This is a genomic window from Butyricicoccus porcorum, assembly GCF_051246315.1.
GTDB lineage: Bacteria > Bacillota > Clostridia > Oscillospirales > Butyricicoccaceae > Butyricicoccus_A > Butyricicoccus_A porcorum.
In genome coordinates this window covers 611623-629330 of record NZ_CP178353.1, presented here as the reverse complement: position 1 = coordinate 629330, position 17708 = coordinate 611623, and the positions used below count along the sequence as shown (strand labels likewise).

The following is a 17708-nucleotide window of genomic DNA, read 5'->3' as shown; positions in this document are numbered from 1 at the left end:
GGACAGAACGGAAATCCGGCGGAGGAGGAATTCAGATATGTATCAGGCGGGAGATTTGATTATGTACGGGAGCACAGGTGTGTGCCGTGTGGAGAGCGTCGGAAAGCTCGACGGCAATCCCAGGGACAACACACAGTATTATAAGCTCGCCCCGGTTTTTGATACGGAGACCATTTATACACCCATTGATACCAAGGCGTTCATGCGCCCGGTCATGACCAGAGAACAGGCAGAGGAGCTGATTGCACGCATTCCGGATATCCCGGAGGACGTATGCGGCGGCTGTGACATCAAGATGCTGAGTGAGCGCTATCGTGCCTGCCTGAATACGCATGAAAACGACGACCTGATTCGATTGATTAAAAGCGTCTACCTGAAAAATGAGCGCTCCATCAAGGCGGGGCGCCATATGGGACAGATCGACCAGCAGTATATGAAGCGTGCGGAAAAGCTGCTGTATGGCGAGCTGGCTGTGGCACTGGACATGGAATTTGACCAGATTCAGCCCTATATCAAAAAGCGCATGGGGCATGCGAAAAAGAAAACCGCTGAGTCGTAACGCATCCACTCGCTGCCTGTGGTATACTGGGGCAGAGGTGGACTCCTATGAAAGCATTTTTTATCTGACCTGGATGCTGGATACGGACGGACATCCGCAACCATCCATTACAACAGTTAGACCTATAGAAAAAACCTCCCGCGGGCGTTTCATCCTGCGGGAGGTTTCGCTGTTTTCAGATTGTTTTTTTACAGCCTCAGCATGCGCGCCAGTTTGGACAGCGGCTGCGGCCGGAGGGAAAATTTGGCCTGCAAAGCGAGGGCAAGCGTGTTAAAATCGTCCGTACTGCCGTCCTTGAGCTCCAGCTCCATCTCACAGATCGGGCTGATACGGCCACGGTGTGTGATCTTGCCGGTGTCAAACGCCAGCTCACAGGTGCAGCCCTGATAGGCGAGCTGATAGGTGCGGCGCGTAAAAATCGTGCGTCCCAGCTCCATCAGGTCAGACTTGAGAATTTCATCGCAGAACTCCTGCGGTGCACCGACCGAGGGCAGGTTGAGCATGCCGCTGCGGACATCCGGCGCATAGCATTCGTATTCTTCACGTGCCTTGAATGCGCCGTCAAAGTCCTCCTGTGGGGCGAGCTTGAGACAGACGACACACTCGCCGTCCTCGCGGCGCAGGCGCAGACCGCCGCGTACCTTCGCAAGCTGTCCGTCAAAGGTGTCGTAATAGATGGCTTCCATTTCGGTTGTACCGCTGGACTGTACCAGCGGCTGGACTGCATCACTCTCCGCAATGCGGTCGAAGTCGGCAGGGTTAGCAATCTGCCATTTGAATTCGCGTTCCATGACAAGGCTCCTTTCTGTGTGCAGGAATGCGCGTCAGCGAATTTGTCCTTCTCCATAGATGATATATTTGCTGGAGGTCAGCTCCTTCAAACCCATCGGGCCGCGTGCATGCAGCTTCTGGGTGGAAATACCGATTTCTGCGCCGAAGCCGAATTCTCCGCCGTCGGTAAACCGGGTGGAGGCGTTGACATAGACCGCCGCCGCATCGACGCGGTCGAGGAATTTCTGTGCCGCAAAATAGTCGTGCGTCACAATGCTCTCGGAATGACCGGTGTTGTAGTGGTTGATGTGGTCGATGGCTTCCTCGACCGAATCGACAATTTTGCAGGAAATCTCATAGTCGAGATATTCCGTGCCATAATCTTCGTCGGTTGCGGGGACAATGCCGGGCAGGATGGCACAGGTATCCGGACAGCCGTGCCAGACGACATGGTGTGCGTCCAGGCGCTGCTTTGCCAGCGGCAGGAAGGCGTCTGCGATATCGCGGTGCACAAGCAGGCTTTCTGCCGCATTGCAGACAGAAACGCGCTGACATTTGGCATTCTCCAAAATATTCGCCGCCATGTCGAGGTCGGCGCTGGCATCGACATAGATATGGCAGTTGCCGACGCCGGTTTCGATGACCGGGACAGTGGCGTTGTGCACGACTGCCTGAATCAGGCGCGCACCGCCGCGCGGGATGAGCACATCGATCAGGCCGTTTGCCTGCATCATGACGTTGGCGCCCTCGTGTGTCGTATCTTCGACGAGATTCAGGATATCCGGCGACAGGCCGCAGGAGGCGACTGCGTCGCGCATGATGTTCATCAGGCACTGGTTGGAACGGAAGGCTTCTTTTCCGCCGCGCAGTACGCAGGCGGAGCCGGCCTTGAAGCACAGCGCCGCCGCATCGACCGTGACATTCGGGCGCGATTCATAGATGATGCCGATGACGCCCATCGGCACGCGCTTTTTGCCGATTTTCAGACCGCCGGGCGTGACCTTCATTTCGGTCACCTCGCCCACCGGGTCAGGCAGTGCAGCAACCTGGCGGCAGCCCTCTGCGACGCCGTCAATGCGGTCATCGCCCAGCGTGAGACGGTCAATCAGGCCTTCGTTCAGGCCGTTTTTGCGTCCGGCTTCGATATCCAGCGCATTGGCGGCCTTGATGTCCGCACGGTGCGCCTGCAATGCGTCCGCAATGGTGAGCAGAACGCGGTTTTTTTCTTTGGTTCCAAGCGCGCCGATCTCATGCTTGACAGCAGCGGCACGGCGGCAGGTATCGAGTACAGAGGTCATGGTACCATCCTTTCTCAGTCCTTGTCAGGGGCTTCGGGCGGCAGGAACAGTGTTCCGGCGAGCCGTCCCTGGGTGATTTCGTACAGTGTTTCCGGCTTTGCACCGTTGATGACGAACATCGGAATGCCGCGCTCCATGCACAGCTCAGCGGCGCCCAGCTTGGTCGCCATGCCGCCGGTGCCGTTTTCCGTTCCGGCGCCGCCCGCGATGCCGCGCAGGTCATCGGTGATTTTGTGGACAACCGGGATGAGGCGTGCCTCTGGATTTTCACGCGGGTTATCGTCGAACAGACCGTCCATATCGGTCAGGATGACCAGCAGATCGGCGTGCGATACGCGCGCGACGACGGCGGCAAGGCGGTCGTTGTCGCCAAATTCGATTTCTTCGACGGCGACGGTGTCGTTTTCATTGACAATCGGCAGTGCGCCGGTTTCAAGCAGCGCGTCAAATGTATTGTGCACGTTGAGGCGGCGGCGTTCGTCTTCTGTATCGTCGGTGGTGAGCAGAATCTGGGCGGTAGAGATGCCGTATTCTGCAAAGATTTTATCGTACACATGCATCAGCTCGCACTGGCCGACCGCAGCGGCAGCCTGCTTCATGCGCAGCGTGGTGGGGCGCTCCGGCAGGCGGAGCTTGGATGCGCCGACGCCGATGGCACCGGACGAAACGAGCATCATATCGTAACCGCGGTTGTGCAGGTCAGCAATGCAGCGGACGAGGCGTTCAATGCCGCGGATATTCAGCTTTCCAGTCGGATAGGTGAGCGTCGAGGTGCCGACTTTGACCACGATGCGGCGCACCTGGCTCAGATTCATCATAATATATGGGTCTCCTTTTTGCGCCGCGGCTGCGGCGAAGCGTTTGTTTGTGTTTTTCATTTTAGCATGAAAAAGCGCCGGATACAATTTCTTTTCTGTTTGTTTTTCTGTGCAGGATGCACACAGCGGCGGCGCGGCACGCAATTGTTACGCATTCCGTGCAAAAAAAGCACAGTTTCTGCAACAAACTGTTAACAAAATAGCGGGGACTGTGATATAATACCCGTGTATGAAGAAATCCGCCCGCGGCAGCGGCTGTGAGAGCGGACAACTGGAGGCAGGGATTCATGAAAAACAGAGTCGAAGTCGTCATTGCAGGCAACCGGTTCACGATGACCGGTGAGCAGGATGAGGAATATATGACTAAGATTGCCGCGCTGGTCGACAACCGCGTGTGCAAGATTCGGGAGAACGGTGCGAACATGATGCAGGCGCTCATGCTGGCAGCCTGTGACATGGCGGACAACTATGTACAGGCCGTGCAGGGCGCGGAAAACCTGCGCACGCAGATTTCCGGTTATCTGACGGAAAACAAAAGCCTGACACAGGAGCTGGCGGATGCGCACGAGGAAATCAGCAGCCTTGAGAAGAGCGCGGCGGAGCGCGCAGAAGAAATGGCATCGGTCAACCAGTTCAAGGACCGCATTGCCGAACTGGAAGCGCAGGTCGAAGCGGCGGAAAAGAACAAGGTGCGCATTGCCGAGCTGGAGGATAAGCTGGGCGAGACACAGAAGCGCATGCAGGCCGCACTGGGTGAGGCGGAAGCGCGCACCCGCCGCGTCAACGAGCTGGAGCAGCAGCTGAATGACGCGGACACGCGCCATCAGACCGACCTCGAGCAGGCGGAGCGCATCGAGCGCGAGCTGCGTGAGGTGCGTGAAAAGGCGGCGGAATGCGACAAGATGCAGCGCCGCATTGAGGAGCTGGAGAAGGAACTGGCGTCTACGGAGCGCCAGCTCAATGACCTGCGCTCCCGCCTGTCGCGCTTGCTCAAGTGACGCAGCAGACCCATTTGCCGGAGCTGCTTGCCCCGGCGGGCTCCATGGACGCGGTGCGCGCCGCCGTACAGAACGGCGCAACGGCAGTCTATCTGGGCTTTGGAACTTTTAACGCGCGGCGCGGTGCGAAAAATTTTACCGCGGACGAGATGCGGCAGGCGCTGTCGTACTGCCGCCTGCACGGCGTCAAGACCAATGTCACGGTCAATACGCTGATTTCCGACCGTGAAATCCCTGCGCTGCTGCGCGATGTCCGCCTGCTGCTGGAGGCGGGCGCAGATGCGCTGATTGTACAGGACCTGGGTGCGGCGCGCTGCATCTGGGAACATTTCCCTGACGCAGTGCTGCACGCTTCGACGCAGCTGACCGTGCATTCGCTCGCGGGCGCACGGGCGGCGAAGGCGCTGGGCTTTTCGCGCGTAGTGCTGTCGCGCGAGCTTCCGCTGGAGGAAATCCGGTATATCACGGCGCATGCCGGTGTGGAAACCGAGGTGTTTGTGCACGGCGCGCTGTGCATGTGCTATTCCGGGCAGTGCGAGTTGTCCGCCGTCATCGGACGGCGCAGCGGCAATCGCGGCATGTGTGCCCAGCCGTGCCGTCTGCCTTATGGCGGCAAAAACCGCTATCCGATGAGCCTGAAGGATTTGTGCCTGCTGCCGCGCCTGCGCGCGCTGTGCGAAGCAGGTGTGTCCTCGCTCAAAATCGAGGGACGCATGAAGCGCCCGGAATATGTCGCCATTGTCACAAAAATTTATGCGGCGGTGCTGAATGAAGGCCGTGCCCCGACACGGGACGAGCTGGACACACTGGAAAAGGTGTTTTCCCGCGACGGCTTCACACAGGGCTATCTGGATGACCATATCGGTCCGTCGATGTTCGGTATGCGCGCGCCGACACCGGAAAAGGGGCTTGCGCCGCTGTATGATGCGGCGGCGCGCACCTTTGCAGAAGGGCAGGAGCGTCCCTGTGCCGCAGTGTCGTTTGCCTTTTCGGCACACGAGGGCGCGCCGGTCACGCTGCGTGCGGACGACAGCGCGAATACCGTGACGGTGACATCCGGGATTCCGGAACGCGCACAGAAACGCGAGACGACAACAGAAGATATTGAAAAATCCCTGCGCAAGACAGGCGGCACAATATTCAGCGTAAAGCAGATTGATATGCAGCTGGACGGTGGCCTGCGCATCGCGGCGAAGACGGTCAACGACCTGCGCCGACAGGCGCTCGCTGCGCTGGAGGAAATGCGCACGACGGTACCGCCGGTGCGCGAAAATACAGAGACCGTTGAAATTGAAACCCTGGATACCGGCTTTTCCGGCTATACCGTGCAGGTGCGTGAGCTGGAACAGCTCACAGACGCACTCGCACAGCTGCCGGTACAGACGTACTATGTGCCCGTGCATGAACTCGCAGCGCACAAAGCGCGTGCAGCGCAGCTGCTGGCGCGCGGCTGTATGCTGGTTCCCGTTTTGCCGCGCATCATATGGGACAGAGAGCAGAAACAGGTGCTCGAACAGCTGGAGGAATGCAAGGCGATCGGCTGCACGGCGGCGCTGTGCGGCACCATCGGGCAGATTGTCCCGGTGCGCGCACTCGGCATGCAGGCGTTCGGCGATTTCGGGTTGAATGCGTTCAATTCGGGTGCGCTGGAGGTGCTGCGCGGCATGGGTGTTGCACGGCAGACGCTGTCGTTTGAGCTGCGGCTGCCGCAGGTGCGCGACCTGCACAAGCCGCTGGAAACCGAGCTGATTGTCTGCGGCAGGCTGCCGCTCATGCTGACGGAAAATTGCATGATTGCAGGGCGCGAGGGCGGCTGCAAGCGCGACGGTACGGGCAAATGCGCGGACGGCGCATATTACCTGACCGACCGGCGCGGCGCAAAATTTCCTGTGTTCCGCGAGGAGCACTGCCGCACCAGCCTGTATAATTCGCAGCCGCTGTATCTGGAACCCGATGAATACCGGCAGACCGGCATCACATATGCCCGGCTGTTGTTTACCGATGAATCCCCGGCGCAGGCGGCGCGCATCGCGCGCGCAGTGCTGGCAGGTGAAACGCCGGACTTCGGCGTGCAGCTCACACGGGGATTATATCGCAGAGGAGTGGAATAATACTGATGATAACCGTGAAGTTCCGGCGCATCGCGTCGCCGCAGGGACGCCTGCCCGCGCTGCCGCGCCGGGCAACCGAAGGCGCGGCAGGCGCAGACCTGTGTGCCAATATGGATGAGGCGGTGACTGTACCGCCGATGGGGCGCACGGTCATTCCGACCGGGCTTGCCATCGAGCTGCCGGATGCAGGCTATGGCGCGTTTGTATTTGCGCGCAGCGGGCTGGGAATCCGGCATGGGCTGACACTGTCCAACGGCGTCGGCGTGATTGACAGCGATTACCGCGGCGAACTGTGCGTCGGGCTGGTCAATCTGTCCGACACGGAATATACCATAGAGCCGGGCGAACGCATTGCACAGCTGTGCATCCTGCCTGTTGTGCCGTTTGCGGCGGAAGAAGTGCAGGAGTTGGGCGAAACTGCGCGCGGTGCGGGCGGCTTCGGTTCAACCGGACGATAAAGGAGGAACAGCATTGATGATACCACAGTATCATCCGATTATACTGGCGTCGCAGTCGCCGCGCAGGCGCGAGCTGTTGGCGCGCATCACGCCGGACTTTATTGTCTGCCCGGCGGATGTGGATGAAAGGCTGTCGCCCGACAGTACGCCGGAGGAAAACGTGCGGCAGCTGGCACAGCGCAAGGCGCGTGCGGTGTCCGCGCAGGCGGAACCCGGCGCGCTGGTCATTGCGGCGGACACCATCGTCGTATGCGACGGCACCATACTGGGCAAGCCGCAGGACGAAGCGGACGCGGTGCGCATGCTGCGGATGCTGTCCGGGCGGACGCATCAGGTGATGACGGCGGTCTGTGTCAAAACCGCAGACGCCGAATGTGCGGAGGTATCTGTGACCGATGTGACCTTCCGCACGCTGCATGACGGAGAGGCGGAGGCCTATGCCGCCTCGGGCGAACCGCTGGACAAGGCGGGGGCCTATGGCATTCAGGGCGCGGGCGGCCTGTTTATTTCCGGCATCCGCGGGGACTATTACGGCGTGATGGGGCTTCCCATCTGCCTGTTGAGCGAAATGCTGCGACAGGTGTGCGGCGGTACAAACGTAAATACGCAGAAAGGTTGAGTGGACTTGCGAAAAATCTGGAATAAAATCGTCCATGCCAGATGCTTTCCCGCGGCAGTGATCGCGGCGGTCGTCTGTGTGGTGCTGTCGGTCTATACCGGCGTGTCCGGAGAGGGTAGCATCGTGACGCGCGCAGTCGGCACGGCACTGCTGCCGGCACAGCGCGCCATTACGCACACCGCCGTGCATGTGGCGGATACATACAATAAATATTTTAAATATGACGAGCTGGTGGCGGAAAATGAATCGCTCAAACAGCAGGTCGCGGAGCTGACCGGACAGCTGGAGGACGCACAGGCGGCAGTCAATGAAAACAAAGACCTGCGCGAGATGCTGGGCGTTGCGGAGCGCAACACCGAGTTCACCTATGCCGCAGCGGAGGTCATCGGCCGCACGCTGGACGAGTGGTCGAGCGTGCTCACCATCGATGCGGGCAGTGCGGACGGACTGGAGAAAAATGACAGCGTTGTGACCGCACAGGGCATGGTCGGCTATGTCAGCAGCCTGACCGAGCATTCCGCTCAGGTCACAACCATCCTCGACAGCAATATGTCCGCAGGTGCGCGCCTTGTGCGCACGGGTGAGATTGCGGTCGCACAGGGCGATTACCAGCTGATGACCGACGGCAAGCTGAAGGTCAGCTATCTCAGCCGCGATGCGGATGTCGTCGTCGGCGATACGGTGCAGACCTCCGGTTCGGGCGGTCTGTTCCCCAAGGGGCTGGGCATCGGCACGGTCGAGAGCATCCAGACCGAGAGCGACGGCATGTCCAATTATGCAATTATTCAGCCGCTGGTCGATATCTCCTCGCTCACACGCGTGTATATCATCACCGAGACAACCGTCACCGGTGAATAAGGAGGGCGCGGCATGAATCAGAAACTGTCTGTCGGCTTGCGCACGGCACTGTGCATTGTGTTGCTCGCGCTGGCCTATGTCGTGCAGACCAGTCTTGGACTGCGCATTTCGATTTTCGGTGTGCACATTGATCTGCTGCCGTTGATTGTCGCAGCGGCTGGCATTGTGATGGGTCCGGGCGCAGGACTGGCGTGCGGGCTTGCCGCCGGCGTGCTCTATGACGTTTCCGGTGCGGGCATTGAGGGCATGTACCCGCTGTATTATATGATCTGCGGCATTGCCTGCGGCTTTTTCCGCGGGCAGTTCCGCGGGCGCGAGATCCGCGGCACCATGCTGTGCTCGGTGTGCACCATTACGCTGCTCGCTGTGCTGCGCTATCTGTTTGATTTTCAGTTCGGCAGCACCGGCATCTTGGCATTTGCGCGCGATATGGTATTGCAGGCACTGCTCGCAGTGGTGTTCAGCCCGCTCGTGCTGGTCGTCGTGCGCGCAGTCAGCGGCAGAAAGAAGCCGAAGGCGGCTGTGCTGCCGCCGGATGCCTGATGGAAGGAGAGAGCAATGGATCTTCACAAAAAACAGCAGATGCACCGCCTGGCCGTGCTGGTGGGCGGTTGTGTCGTCTGCGGACTGATCGTTGTGGCGAACCTGTTTTCCCTCCAGATCATCCACGGCGATGAATACGCGGATCAGGCAAACCACCTGTTTACTTATACCAGTACCTCTGCCGCCTCGCGCGGCGATATCCTCGACCGCAACGGCGAGACGCTGGTCACAAACACGACGGTTTACGGCCTGCGCATTACGTATGCATTCTGGGAAAAGGACGGGCAGAACGATAAAATTCTGCAGCTGGTGAACATGATTGAAGCAGATGAGGACGCGGAGCTGAACGATACGCTGCCGATTTCCTCCGGGCGCTATGGCGCATATACGTATACCAAGGACACCGATTCGTCCGATTACACCAGCATGCAGAAATTCTGCGCAAATGAAGGCTGGGATACCGATATGAGTGCGGATGCCGTGATGACGGCACTGCGCGAAAGATATGAAATTCCCGCAGAGACCGGCATGACGGACGCACGCAAAATTGTCGGCGTGCGCTATCAGATGGATCAGGAGCAGTTCTCCATGTACAACGCCTTCAGCCTCGCGAGCAACATCTCGATGGATCTGGTCGCAAAGATCAGCGAACAGCATGAGGATTATCCCGGTGTCGAGGTCGATACACGCGCGGAGCGCGATGTCCAGACGGAATATGCCGCAAACATCCTCGGCTATGTCGGCCCGATTTTTGCGGAGGACTGGGACAAATACAAAGAAGAAGGATACTCGATGAACGCAAAGGTCGGCAAGACCGGTGCGGAGCAGGCGTTTGAGGAATATCTGCGCGGTACGGACGGTGAGCGGACGATTGAGACCGACTCGCGCGGCAATGTCGTCAGCGAGAATGAAACCGTGGAGGCACAGTCGGGCAACAACGTCGTGCTGACACTGGATATCAACCTGCAAAAGGTGGCGGAGGAGTCGCTGGCCAGCCAGTGCCGCAGCATCAGCGGCGCACGCGGCGGTGCAGCGGTTGCCATCGACGTCACCAACGGCGAAATTCTCGCGCTGGCGAACTATCCAACCTACAATCTGGAGACCTTCAACGAGGATTACAACGAGCTGAGTCAGGACGAGCTGACACCGCTGCTCAACCGCTCGATTGCAGGCACGTATGCGCCCGGCTCGACTTATAAAATCTGCACGGCGGTCGCCGGCCTGGAGGAAGGCGTCATTGACGCGGATACCAGGATCTATGACGAGGGCGTGTACACCTATTTCAAGGGCTACCAGCCGCGTTGCTGGATTTATTCTTCGACCGGCCATGGACATGGCTGGGAGGATGTCACCGGAGCCATTCAGGATTCGTGTAACTATTTCTTCTTTGAGACCGGACGGCTGCTCGGCGGCGACAAGCTGGAGAGCTATGCAAAGCAGTTCGGCTTCGGCGATTACACCGGCCTGGAGCTTTCGGGCGAAAAGAAGGGCCGCGTTGCGGGACCGACCGCACGCGCTGCCGCACAGGAAAACGATCCGTCGCTGCGCGACTGGTCGGGCGGCGACACGATTCAGGCAGCCATCGGACAGGGCGACAATGCATTTACGCCGTTGCAGCTGGCGAACTATTGCGCGGCCATTGCGACCAGCGGCACGCAGTATGAGGCACATCTGCTGCGCTCGGTCAAGGCATATGACTATTCCGAAACCGTCTACACCAAGGAGAGCCGTGTGCGCAGCAAGATTGAGGCGAAGGACAGCACCTGGGAGCTGGTACACGAAGGCATGGCGAAGGTAACCGGCGAAGACGGCACCGCCGCGAGCGTGTTCCAGAATTACCCGATCAAGGTCGCGGGCAAGTCGGGTACCGCCCAGGTCACCGGCACCGAGCGCGACAACGGTATCTTTATTTCGTATGCACCATATGACGACCCGCAGATTGCGATCTGCGTCGTCATTGAGGGCGGCGATTCGGGCAACAATGTCGCACCTGTCGTGCGCGATATCTACAATGCGTATTTCTATTCGCGCAGCGGTTCGGATTCCGTCAGCGACGATACCGGCAATTACGATGTCATCGCCTGACAGGTGTGCAGCTTTGGGGCACTCTGACGGATTTTTTCCGTTTCGCCCCGCCGCATTTGTAACGAATGTGAAAAAAGATAACAGAAACACTTGTGTAAAACTGGGAATTGGTATATAATTTTTTTAATTGGCAGGAGGAGTTATGACGAAGATCATTATCATTGCATCCGGCAAAGGAGGAACGGGCAAAACCTCGCTGGCAGCCGGCCTCGGCGCGGCGCTGGCGGCGCGGGAACATCAGGTTCTCGTGATTGACGGGGATTCCGGCCTCCGCAATCTGGATATCGTGCTCGGCATGAGTGACCGCGTGGTATTCAGCTTTGCTGATGTGGCGTCCGGCATGATCCCGCTCATGGAAGCGGCGGCACGCCACCCCTCGCTGGAACGGCTTTTCCTGCTGACCGCACCGGCGGAACCGCTTTCGTCCGGCGCGCTCACCGCAGACGGCATGCGCAGGCTCGCAGAGCAGGCGCAGGATGTCGGCTTTGACTACATTCTGATCGACGGCCCCGCCGGACTGGCGGAGGAGTTTCATGCGTTCGCCGCAGTCGCGAGTGAGGCGATTGTCATCACCTGCGGCGGCGAGGGCAGTCTGCGCGGCGCCGAACGCATGGCGCGCGTGCTGGAGGATGACGGCGTGCCCAATGTGCGCCTTGTCGTCAACCGCATCCGCCGCCGTCTGATCCGCCGCGGCGCCATCGGCACGGTCGATGACGCGATGGATGCCACCGGGCTGTGCCTGCTGGGCATCGTGCCGGAGGACGAAGAGGTATCGGTGAGCGCCGGGAAGGGCGTGCCGATTGCGTCGGAAAAGGCGCGCAGTGCGGCGCATGCATACCGCAATATCGCGCGGCGTCTGGACGGAGAGGACACTCCGCTCATGCGCCTGTAATGCGGGAAAAAACGATAAGAACCATTTTATGTATAGACTAGGAATCGCATTGTTTAGGAAAGAAGGTGTCTGAGTCGTGAACATCGCATTGATCGCTCATGACAAGAAGAAGGAACTGATGGTTCAGTTTTGTATGGCATACTGTGGCATTTTATCCAAGCACCGGCTGTGTGCTACCGGTACAACAGGCAAGCTGGTTGCGGACGCCACCGGGCTGAACATTGAGAAGTATCTGGCAGGTATGCAGGGCGGCGAGCAGCAGATCAGTGCCCGTGTATCGTACAACGAAATCGACATGGTGCTGTTTTTCCGCGACCCGAACTCCAATACCGAATACGAGCCTGATCTCCACTCGCTCGTGCGGCTGTGCGATATGCATAACATCCCGATTGCGACGAACGTGGCAACCGCGGAGATGCTGGTTCTCGGTTTGGATCGCGGCGACCTCGACTGGCGCGATATTGTCAACCCCAAGCCGAAGCGATAACCATCACAGATAATCAGGCGGTTTCCAACCGCCTGTTTTTCGTCGCGTCCGTTTTGTTCGCGGCAGAAACATAGAGAGTACTACTGACGAAAGGAACTACCGATTTTATGGCAGAGCTTATCAAGGCCCCCAAGGGCACGAAGGATATCGTGCCGTCCGAGGTATATAAATGGCATTATGTGGAGGGTGTGCTGCGCACGATTGCGATGCAGTACGGCTTCGAGGAGATCCGTTTCCCGAATTTTGAGCACACCGAGCTGTTCAACCGCGGCATTGGCGACACGACCGACGTCGTACAGAAGGAAATGTATACCTTCAACGACAAGGGCGGCCGTTCGGTCACGCTGCGCCCGGAGGGCACGGCATCCACTGTCCGCGCGTATCTGGAAAATTCCCTGTACGCAAAGGGACTGCCGTTCAAGGGCTATTACATCGTCCCGAATTACCGATATGAGAACGTCCAGAAGGGACGCCTGCGCGAGCACCATCAGTTTGGCGTGGAGGTATTCGGCGCACCGACGCCGGCGACCGATGCCGAGATCATCTCGCTCGCGGATACCGCACTCAAGCGCCTCGGCATCACAGAGGTCGTCGCGCACATCAACTCCATTGGATGTCCGGAGTGCCGCCCGAAGTATTATGCGGCGCTGAAGGAATATCTCGAAGCGCGCAAGGATCAGCTGTGTGAGGACTGCCTCGACCGCCTGGACCGCAACCCGATGCGCATTCTCGACTGCAAGCATGAATCGTGCAAGAAGGTTGCCGAGGGCGCACCGGTCGCACTGGATTACCTGTGTGACGATTGCCGCGAACACTTCGAGAAGGTCAAGGCTTATCTCGACGATATGGGCATTCAGTATGAAATCGACACCGGCATTGTCCGCGGTCTGGATTACTATACCAAGACGGTCTTTGAGTTTGTTTCCAGCAACATCGGCGCACAGGGCACGATCTGCGGCGGCGGACGATATGACGGCCTGATTTCCCAGTTGGGCGGCCAGCCGACTCCGGGCATGGGCTTCGGCTGCGGTCTGGAACGCCTGATTATGGTCATGGAAGCCGTCGGCGCACCGTTCCCGGAGCCGCCGAAGGTGGATATCTATCTGGCACCGCTCGGCGACGCGGCAGACCGTCCGGTCGAAAAGCTGGTCTACGACCTGCGTCAGCTCGGCGTTTCGACGGAGCGTGACCTGGTCGGACGCGGTCTGCGCGCACAGATGAAGCATGCAGATCGCATCGGCGCGCGCTTCTCCGCTGTCATCGGCGACGGCGAGCTGGAAGCGGGCATGCTGAAGGTCAAGAACATGGAGACCGGCGAGCAGACGGAGACTGCACTTGATGCGGAAGCCATCGCCGCCGTCGTCATGGCGTAAACAAACGCCCGCTTTCCGCCTGCTGCGCAGACAGCTCTCTCAGAGGAGAGAGTCTTTGGCGCTGCGCGAACCACAATGAATTTAAGATATGGAGCATGGGCAGTCGCAGAGCGCCGGTGCTCCGGGGAGGTTATTATGAATACATCCATTCACGGCATGAAGCGCACCGCATGGTGCGGCGAACTGCGTGCAGCTGACGACGGCAGGGAAGTCATCGTCAACGGCTGGTGCGACCGCACCCGCGACAACGGCGGTGTCCTGTTTCTGCTGCTGCGTGACCGCACCGGCATTGTGCAGTGTACGTTTGACAAATCGGTCAATGCAGACCTGTTTGATATCGCCTTCGGCGTGCGCACCGAGTACGTGCTCGCCATCAAGGGCAAGGTTGTCCGCCGCGACGAACGCGCCGTCAACAAAAAGATGCCGACCGGCGAGATTGAAATCGTTGTCACGGATATCCGCGTGCTGTCCAAATCCGAGACAACGCCGTTTGAGATTTCCGATGACAAAGAGGTCAACGATCAGCTGCGCCTGAAGTACCGGTATCTCGACCTGCGCCGTCCGTCCATGCAGAACAATCTCGCGCTGCGCCACCGCGTCACGCAGATTGCCCGCAATTACTTCGATGAGCAGGGCTTCCTCGAAATCGAAACCCCGATGCTTCAGAAGTCCACGCCGGAGGGCGCGCGCGATTACCTCGTACCATCCCGCGTGCATCCGGGCAAGTTCTATGCGCTGCCGCAGTCTCCGCAGCAGTACAAGCAGCTGCTCATGCTGTCCGGTGTTGACCGCTATATGCAGATTACCCGCTGCTTCCGCGATGAAGACCTTCGCGCCGACCGTCAGCCGGAGTTCACCCAGATCGACCTCGAAATGTCGTTCGTCGAGCAGGACGATGTCATTGCAGTCAACGAGGGCTTCCTCCAGCGCGTGTTCAAGGAAGTTTTGGATGTCGATATCCAGCTCCCGCTGCCGCGCATGAAGTGGAAGGATGCCATGGACAAATACGGTTCGGACAAGCCGGATCTGCGCTTTGGCTACGAAATTCAGGATATTTCCGACATTGCAAAGGATTGCTCGTTCAAGGTATTCAGCGGTGCAGTAGAAGCGGGCGGCACAGTTCGCCTGATTAACATCAACGGCGCCGCGGACAAGTTCCCGCGCAAGGAAATCGACAAATTACAGGACTTCGTCAAGACCTACCGCGCAAAGGGTCTGGCCTGGATGAAGCTCGCAGGTGACGGCAAGATGACTTCCTCGTTTGCCAAGTTCCTCTCTGAGGACGAGGTAGAGGCAATCAAGCAGCGCGCCGGCGCAAAGGATGGCGACATCCTGTTTGTCGTCGCAGACAGCGACTGGCAGACCGCAGTGACCGCACTGGGTGCGCTGCGCTGTGAGCTGGCAAAACGCCTTGGTGTCATCGATCCGCACGATTACAAGCTGCTGTGGGTTGTTGAATTCCCGCAGTTCGAGTACAGCGAGGAAGAAAACCGCTATGTCGCCATGCATCATCCGTTCACCGCGCCGATGGACGAGGATCTGGACATCCTCGAGAGCGATCCGGCAAAGGTTCGTGCAAAAGCATATGATATCATCCTGAACGGCTGTGAGCTGGGCGGCGGCTCGATCCGTATCCATTCGACCGAGACACAGGCGCGCATGTTCCGTGCACTCGGCTTCACGGATGAGGATGCAGAGGCGCGCTTCGGTCATCTGCTGACTGCGTTCAAGTACGGTGCACCTCCGCACGGCGGCCTTGCGTATGGCCTCGACCGCCTGTGCATGCTGCTGGCAGGTCTGGATTCCATCCGCGACGTCATCGCGTTCCCGAAGGTACAGAACGCTTCTGAGCTGATGACGGCATGCCCGTCCGAGGTCGACCAGAAGCAGCTGGATGAGCTGCACCTGGCTGTTACCGAAGTTGAAAAGTAAAACCTTCAATTGAACAAATGTGATAAAAAAAGCCTCTGTTTCTGCGGAAACAGAGGCTTTCTGCCTATTCTGTAACCGAACTGTTGCTGAATTGTTCACGCTTTGTTCATTCCAATTGACAGATGAATATGATAAAATAAAAAACGTGGGATGATACGCTCCGATGCGTTGCACCGGGCATATCTCGTTTTTTTTGCGCAGGATTGCGCATGTGGATTAGGGCGTATCTGAAAAGTCGAAACGTTTGACTCTTTCTACAAATGCGGATCGCTTCCTCGTTCAAAACACTTGAAATCCGAACGGATTCCAGCGTGCTTTTGTCTTGAATCGACCTCGCCTTTGCGAAATATTCGTCATTTTCTTGGTTTTCAGATAGCGCCTGGATTTCAATTTTTTGTGGAGGAAACCAAAAGTGCCGAAGGAAACAAAACGAGACTTTTGCTGTCTGATTATCAGCGGCTTTGGTGCAGGCTATCAGTCCGGCATCATTCTGCGCGATCATCTGTGTGACAGCGGCATTGATGCATTCCTGACCACGCCTTCCGGAACAGAAACGCTACGGATGGATCAGGAACATTGGATTCATGGCATCCGCATGGAATATCTCGCTCTGCGCAAGCAGTACCGGCGCATTGCGCTGATCGGTCTGTCGCTGGGCGGAATGCTGCTGATTCATCTGCTTGATCTCAGCCCGGCTGCGATTGTGTTTGTCAATACACCGGTTGCGCGTCCGCGCAACGGAAAGGAATTGAACCGCATTTTTGATGCGGATCTGAAATCCCGCATGCACGGCGTATTGCAGCAGCCGCGCGGACGGTATCAGCTGCATCGGCTGGCGGAGGACACGCGGGAGCGCGGCATACAGGGCGTAATCTGTCCGGCGCTGGTATTGCAGACGCTGGATGACTGCGTTTGCAACTCATCCAACGCAGATGAGCTGTTTAAGCTGCTGCATATGCCGGACAAAAACATTCGGTTTTATCCCGAGGGCGGGCATGATGTGCTCACCAGCCGCGCCGTACTTGCGGTGTGCAGCGATATTTTCCAGTTCTGCTCGCGTGTGCGTGCAGAGGGACATAAGGTATAACGAAGGAATCTCTCACGCCGGCGCCGGCAGGAGGGATTTTTTTGTGCGCAAAGCAGTTTCTGCAAGGTCTGCGGCGGAGGGGCAAACGGACGGACCTGTTTTGTCCGTTCGTTTGCGGTGCGCGGGAGCGCACGAGACGTTTCTTTTGCCGAGCTTTTCTTTCCGCAAAGAAAAGCGGGGAATACCGCAGAGGAAAGCCGCATAGGTTGTACCAGATACATCAGACGGCGAGGAGCGGGACATATGTTTATCATAACGGCAAAACTTTCCAAACAGAAGCTGGTGCTGGGCGCGGCGGCGCTTGCGGCAGTTCTGCTTGCGGTCGGCACGGCGGCAGGGCTGGCGGGTGATGTGGCGGCGTTGGGCACACAGGGCGAAGCAGCAGAGGGCTCGGCGGAACAGGCGGAAGAAACAGTATCCACCCTTGCGCTGACCAATGAGGAGCGTGTGGCATATCTCAGCGCGTGCGGCTGGGAGGTAGATGCATCCTCCTGCACCATCCGCGAGGTCATTATCCCAGAGGAATTTGACGAAACATATCAGAAGTATGCCGATTTGCAGGCCAGACAAGGCTTTGATCTGGAACGGCTTAAGGGCAAGCGCGTCAAACAGGTCACCTATACCGTCACCAATTACCCGGACGGAACGGATGTGGTTGCGGACCTGCTGGTATACCGCGGCAACGTCGTCGCAGGCGACATTTCTTCGATGAAAACCGACGGCGGTTTTACACGCGGGCTGATGGATCATCCGGAAACAGGTACAGATTCCACAAATACGACGAACAAATCCGACGGGAGTTGACGGCAGAATTACCTC

At 58.4% G+C, this 17708-nt stretch carries 17 protein-coding genes; 14 read left to right on the top strand and 3 right to left on the bottom strand.

Annotated features, from left to right (window positions below):
- The first annotated feature begins 37 nt into the window (after positions 1-37).
- Positions 38-559: a CarD family transcriptional regulator gene (locus tag ACLM7Z_RS03025; protein WP_087016690.1), complete on the top strand. Its 522-nt coding sequence runs from the start codon at positions 38-40 to the stop codon at positions 557-559.
- Between the two features lie 188 nt (positions 560-747).
- Here ACLM7Z_RS03025 and ACLM7Z_RS03020 read toward each other — a convergent pair whose 3' ends face one another.
- The 3 genes from ACLM7Z_RS03020 to proB are packed head-to-tail and all read right to left on the bottom strand — an operon-like array spanning position 748 to position 3446.
- Positions 748-1350, bottom strand: a complete 603-nt coding sequence (locus tag ACLM7Z_RS03020) for an inorganic triphosphatase (RefSeq protein ID WP_087016688.1) — start codon at positions 1348-1350, stop codon at positions 748-750.
- Positions 1351-1383: 33 nt separating this feature from the next.
- Positions 1384-2628 (bottom strand): glutamate-5-semialdehyde dehydrogenase, encoded by a 1245-nt coding sequence (locus ACLM7Z_RS03015; protein ID WP_087016686.1) that lies wholly within the window; start codon positions 2626-2628, stop codon positions 1384-1386.
- Between the two features lie 14 nt (positions 2629-2642).
- A complete protein-coding gene (gene proB / locus ACLM7Z_RS03010) occupies positions 2643-3446 on the bottom strand; it encodes a glutamate 5-kinase (RefSeq protein WP_087016979.1) in 804 nt (267 codons plus the stop codon).
- A gap of 287 nt (positions 3447-3733) precedes the next feature.
- Here proB and zapA point away from each other — a divergent pair, with 287 nt between their 5' ends.
- From zapA to ACLM7Z_RS02945, 13 genes are all read left to right on the top strand, one after another.
- Entirely contained in the window at positions 3734-4444 is a 711-nt protein-coding gene (gene zapA / locus ACLM7Z_RS03005; protein WP_087016684.1) for a cell division protein ZapA, read from the top strand.
- Between the two features lie 14 nt (positions 4445-4458).
- Positions 4459-6555, top strand: a complete 2097-nt coding sequence (locus ACLM7Z_RS03000; protein WP_435645576.1) for a DUF3656 domain-containing U32 family peptidase — start codon at positions 4459-4461, stop codon at positions 6553-6555.
- 5 nt (positions 6556-6560) lie between these two features.
- Positions 6561-7013, top strand: coding sequence for a dUTP diphosphatase (gene dut / locus ACLM7Z_RS02995; RefSeq protein ID WP_435645575.1), 453 nt, complete (start codon positions 6561-6563; stop codon positions 7011-7013).
- 16 nt (positions 7014-7029) lie between these two features.
- Entirely contained in the window at positions 7030-7632 is a 603-nt protein-coding gene (locus tag ACLM7Z_RS02990) for a Maf family protein (RefSeq protein WP_435645574.1), read from the top strand.
- Complete coding sequence (gene mreC / locus ACLM7Z_RS02985) at positions 7633-8490, top strand: rod shape-determining protein MreC (RefSeq protein WP_273350528.1); 858 nt, start codon at positions 7633-7635, stop codon at positions 8488-8490.
- A gap of 12 nt (positions 8491-8502) precedes the next feature.
- Positions 8503-9033: a rod shape-determining protein MreD gene (gene mreD / locus ACLM7Z_RS02980; protein ID WP_087016674.1), complete on the top strand. Its 531-nt coding sequence runs from the start codon at positions 8503-8505 to the stop codon at positions 9031-9033.
- A 15-nt stretch (positions 9034-9048) separates the two neighbouring features.
- Positions 9049-11118: a penicillin-binding transpeptidase domain-containing protein gene (locus ACLM7Z_RS02975; RefSeq protein ID WP_435645573.1), complete on the top strand. Its 2070-nt coding sequence runs from the start codon at positions 9049-9051 to the stop codon at positions 11116-11118.
- A 142-nt stretch (positions 11119-11260) separates the two neighbouring features.
- On the top strand, positions 11261-12010 hold the full coding sequence (minD, locus tag ACLM7Z_RS02970) for a septum site-determining protein MinD (protein ID WP_435645572.1): 750 nt from the start codon (positions 11261-11263) through the stop codon (positions 12008-12010).
- 76 nt (positions 12011-12086) lie between these two features.
- Positions 12087-12497 carry a methylglyoxal synthase gene (gene mgsA, locus ACLM7Z_RS02965; RefSeq protein WP_087016668.1) on the top strand — a complete coding sequence of 137 codons (411 nt, stop codon included), beginning with the start codon at positions 12087-12089 and terminating at the stop codon, positions 12495-12497.
- A gap of 107 nt (positions 12498-12604) precedes the next feature.
- Positions 12605-13870 (top strand): histidine--tRNA ligase, encoded by a 1266-nt coding sequence (gene hisS / locus ACLM7Z_RS02960; protein ID WP_087016666.1) that lies wholly within the window; start codon positions 12605-12607, stop codon positions 13868-13870.
- A 135-nt stretch (positions 13871-14005) separates the two neighbouring features.
- Positions 14006-15802, top strand: coding sequence for an aspartate--tRNA ligase (aspS, locus tag ACLM7Z_RS02955; protein WP_087016664.1), 1797 nt, complete (start codon positions 14006-14008; stop codon positions 15800-15802).
- A 412-nt stretch (positions 15803-16214) separates the two neighbouring features.
- The gene (locus ACLM7Z_RS02950; RefSeq protein ID WP_087016662.1) at positions 16215-16889 is read left to right on the top strand and encodes an alpha/beta hydrolase; all 675 of its coding nucleotides are present in this window, start codon (positions 16215-16217) and stop codon (positions 16887-16889) included.
- A 243-nt stretch (positions 16890-17132) separates the two neighbouring features.
- On the top strand, positions 17133-17693 hold the full coding sequence (locus ACLM7Z_RS02945; RefSeq protein WP_273350421.1) for a DUF4830 domain-containing protein: 561 nt from the start codon (positions 17133-17135) through the stop codon (positions 17691-17693).
- Positions 17694-17708: the final 15 nt, after the last annotated feature.

Bases quoted from the DNA above. Each gene is read 5' to 3' on its own strand.
- minD (WP_435645572.1), top strand. From the start codon at position 11,261: ATGACGAAGATCATTATCATTGCATCCGGCAAAGGAGGAACGGGCAAA.
- ACLM7Z_RS03020 (WP_087016688.1), bottom strand. From the start codon at position 1,350: ATGGAACGCGAATTCAAATGGCAGATTGCTAACCCTGCCGACTTCGAC.
- ACLM7Z_RS03025 (WP_087016690.1), top strand. From the start codon at position 38: ATGTATCAGGCGGGAGATTTGATTATGTACGGGAGCACAGGTGTGTGC.
- ACLM7Z_RS02945 (WP_273350421.1), top strand. From the start codon at position 17,133: ATGTTTATCATAACGGCAAAACTTTCCAAACAGAAGCTGGTGCTGGGC.
- mreD (WP_087016674.1), top strand. From the start codon at position 8,503: ATGAATCAGAAACTGTCTGTCGGCTTGCGCACGGCACTGTGCATTGTG.
- ACLM7Z_RS03015 (WP_087016686.1), bottom strand. From the start codon at position 2,628: ATGACCTCTGTACTCGATACCTGCCGCCGTGCCGCTGCTGTCAAGCAT.
- dut (WP_435645575.1), top strand. From the start codon at position 6,561: ATGATAACCGTGAAGTTCCGGCGCATCGCGTCGCCGCAGGGACGCCTG.
- aspS (WP_087016664.1), top strand. From the start codon at position 14,006: ATGAATACATCCATTCACGGCATGAAGCGCACCGCATGGTGCGGCGAA.
- ACLM7Z_RS02990 (WP_435645574.1), top strand. From the start codon at position 7,030: ATGATACCACAGTATCATCCGATTATACTGGCGTCGCAGTCGCCGCGC.
- hisS (WP_087016666.1), top strand. From the start codon at position 12,605: ATGGCAGAGCTTATCAAGGCCCCCAAGGGCACGAAGGATATCGTGCCG.
- zapA (WP_087016684.1), top strand. From the start codon at position 3,734: ATGAAAAACAGAGTCGAAGTCGTCATTGCAGGCAACCGGTTCACGATG.
- proB (WP_087016979.1), bottom strand. From the start codon at position 3,446: ATGATGAATCTGAGCCAGGTGCGCCGCATCGTGGTCAAAGTCGGCACC.
- ACLM7Z_RS02975 (WP_435645573.1), top strand. From the start codon at position 9,049: ATGGATCTTCACAAAAAACAGCAGATGCACCGCCTGGCCGTGCTGGTG.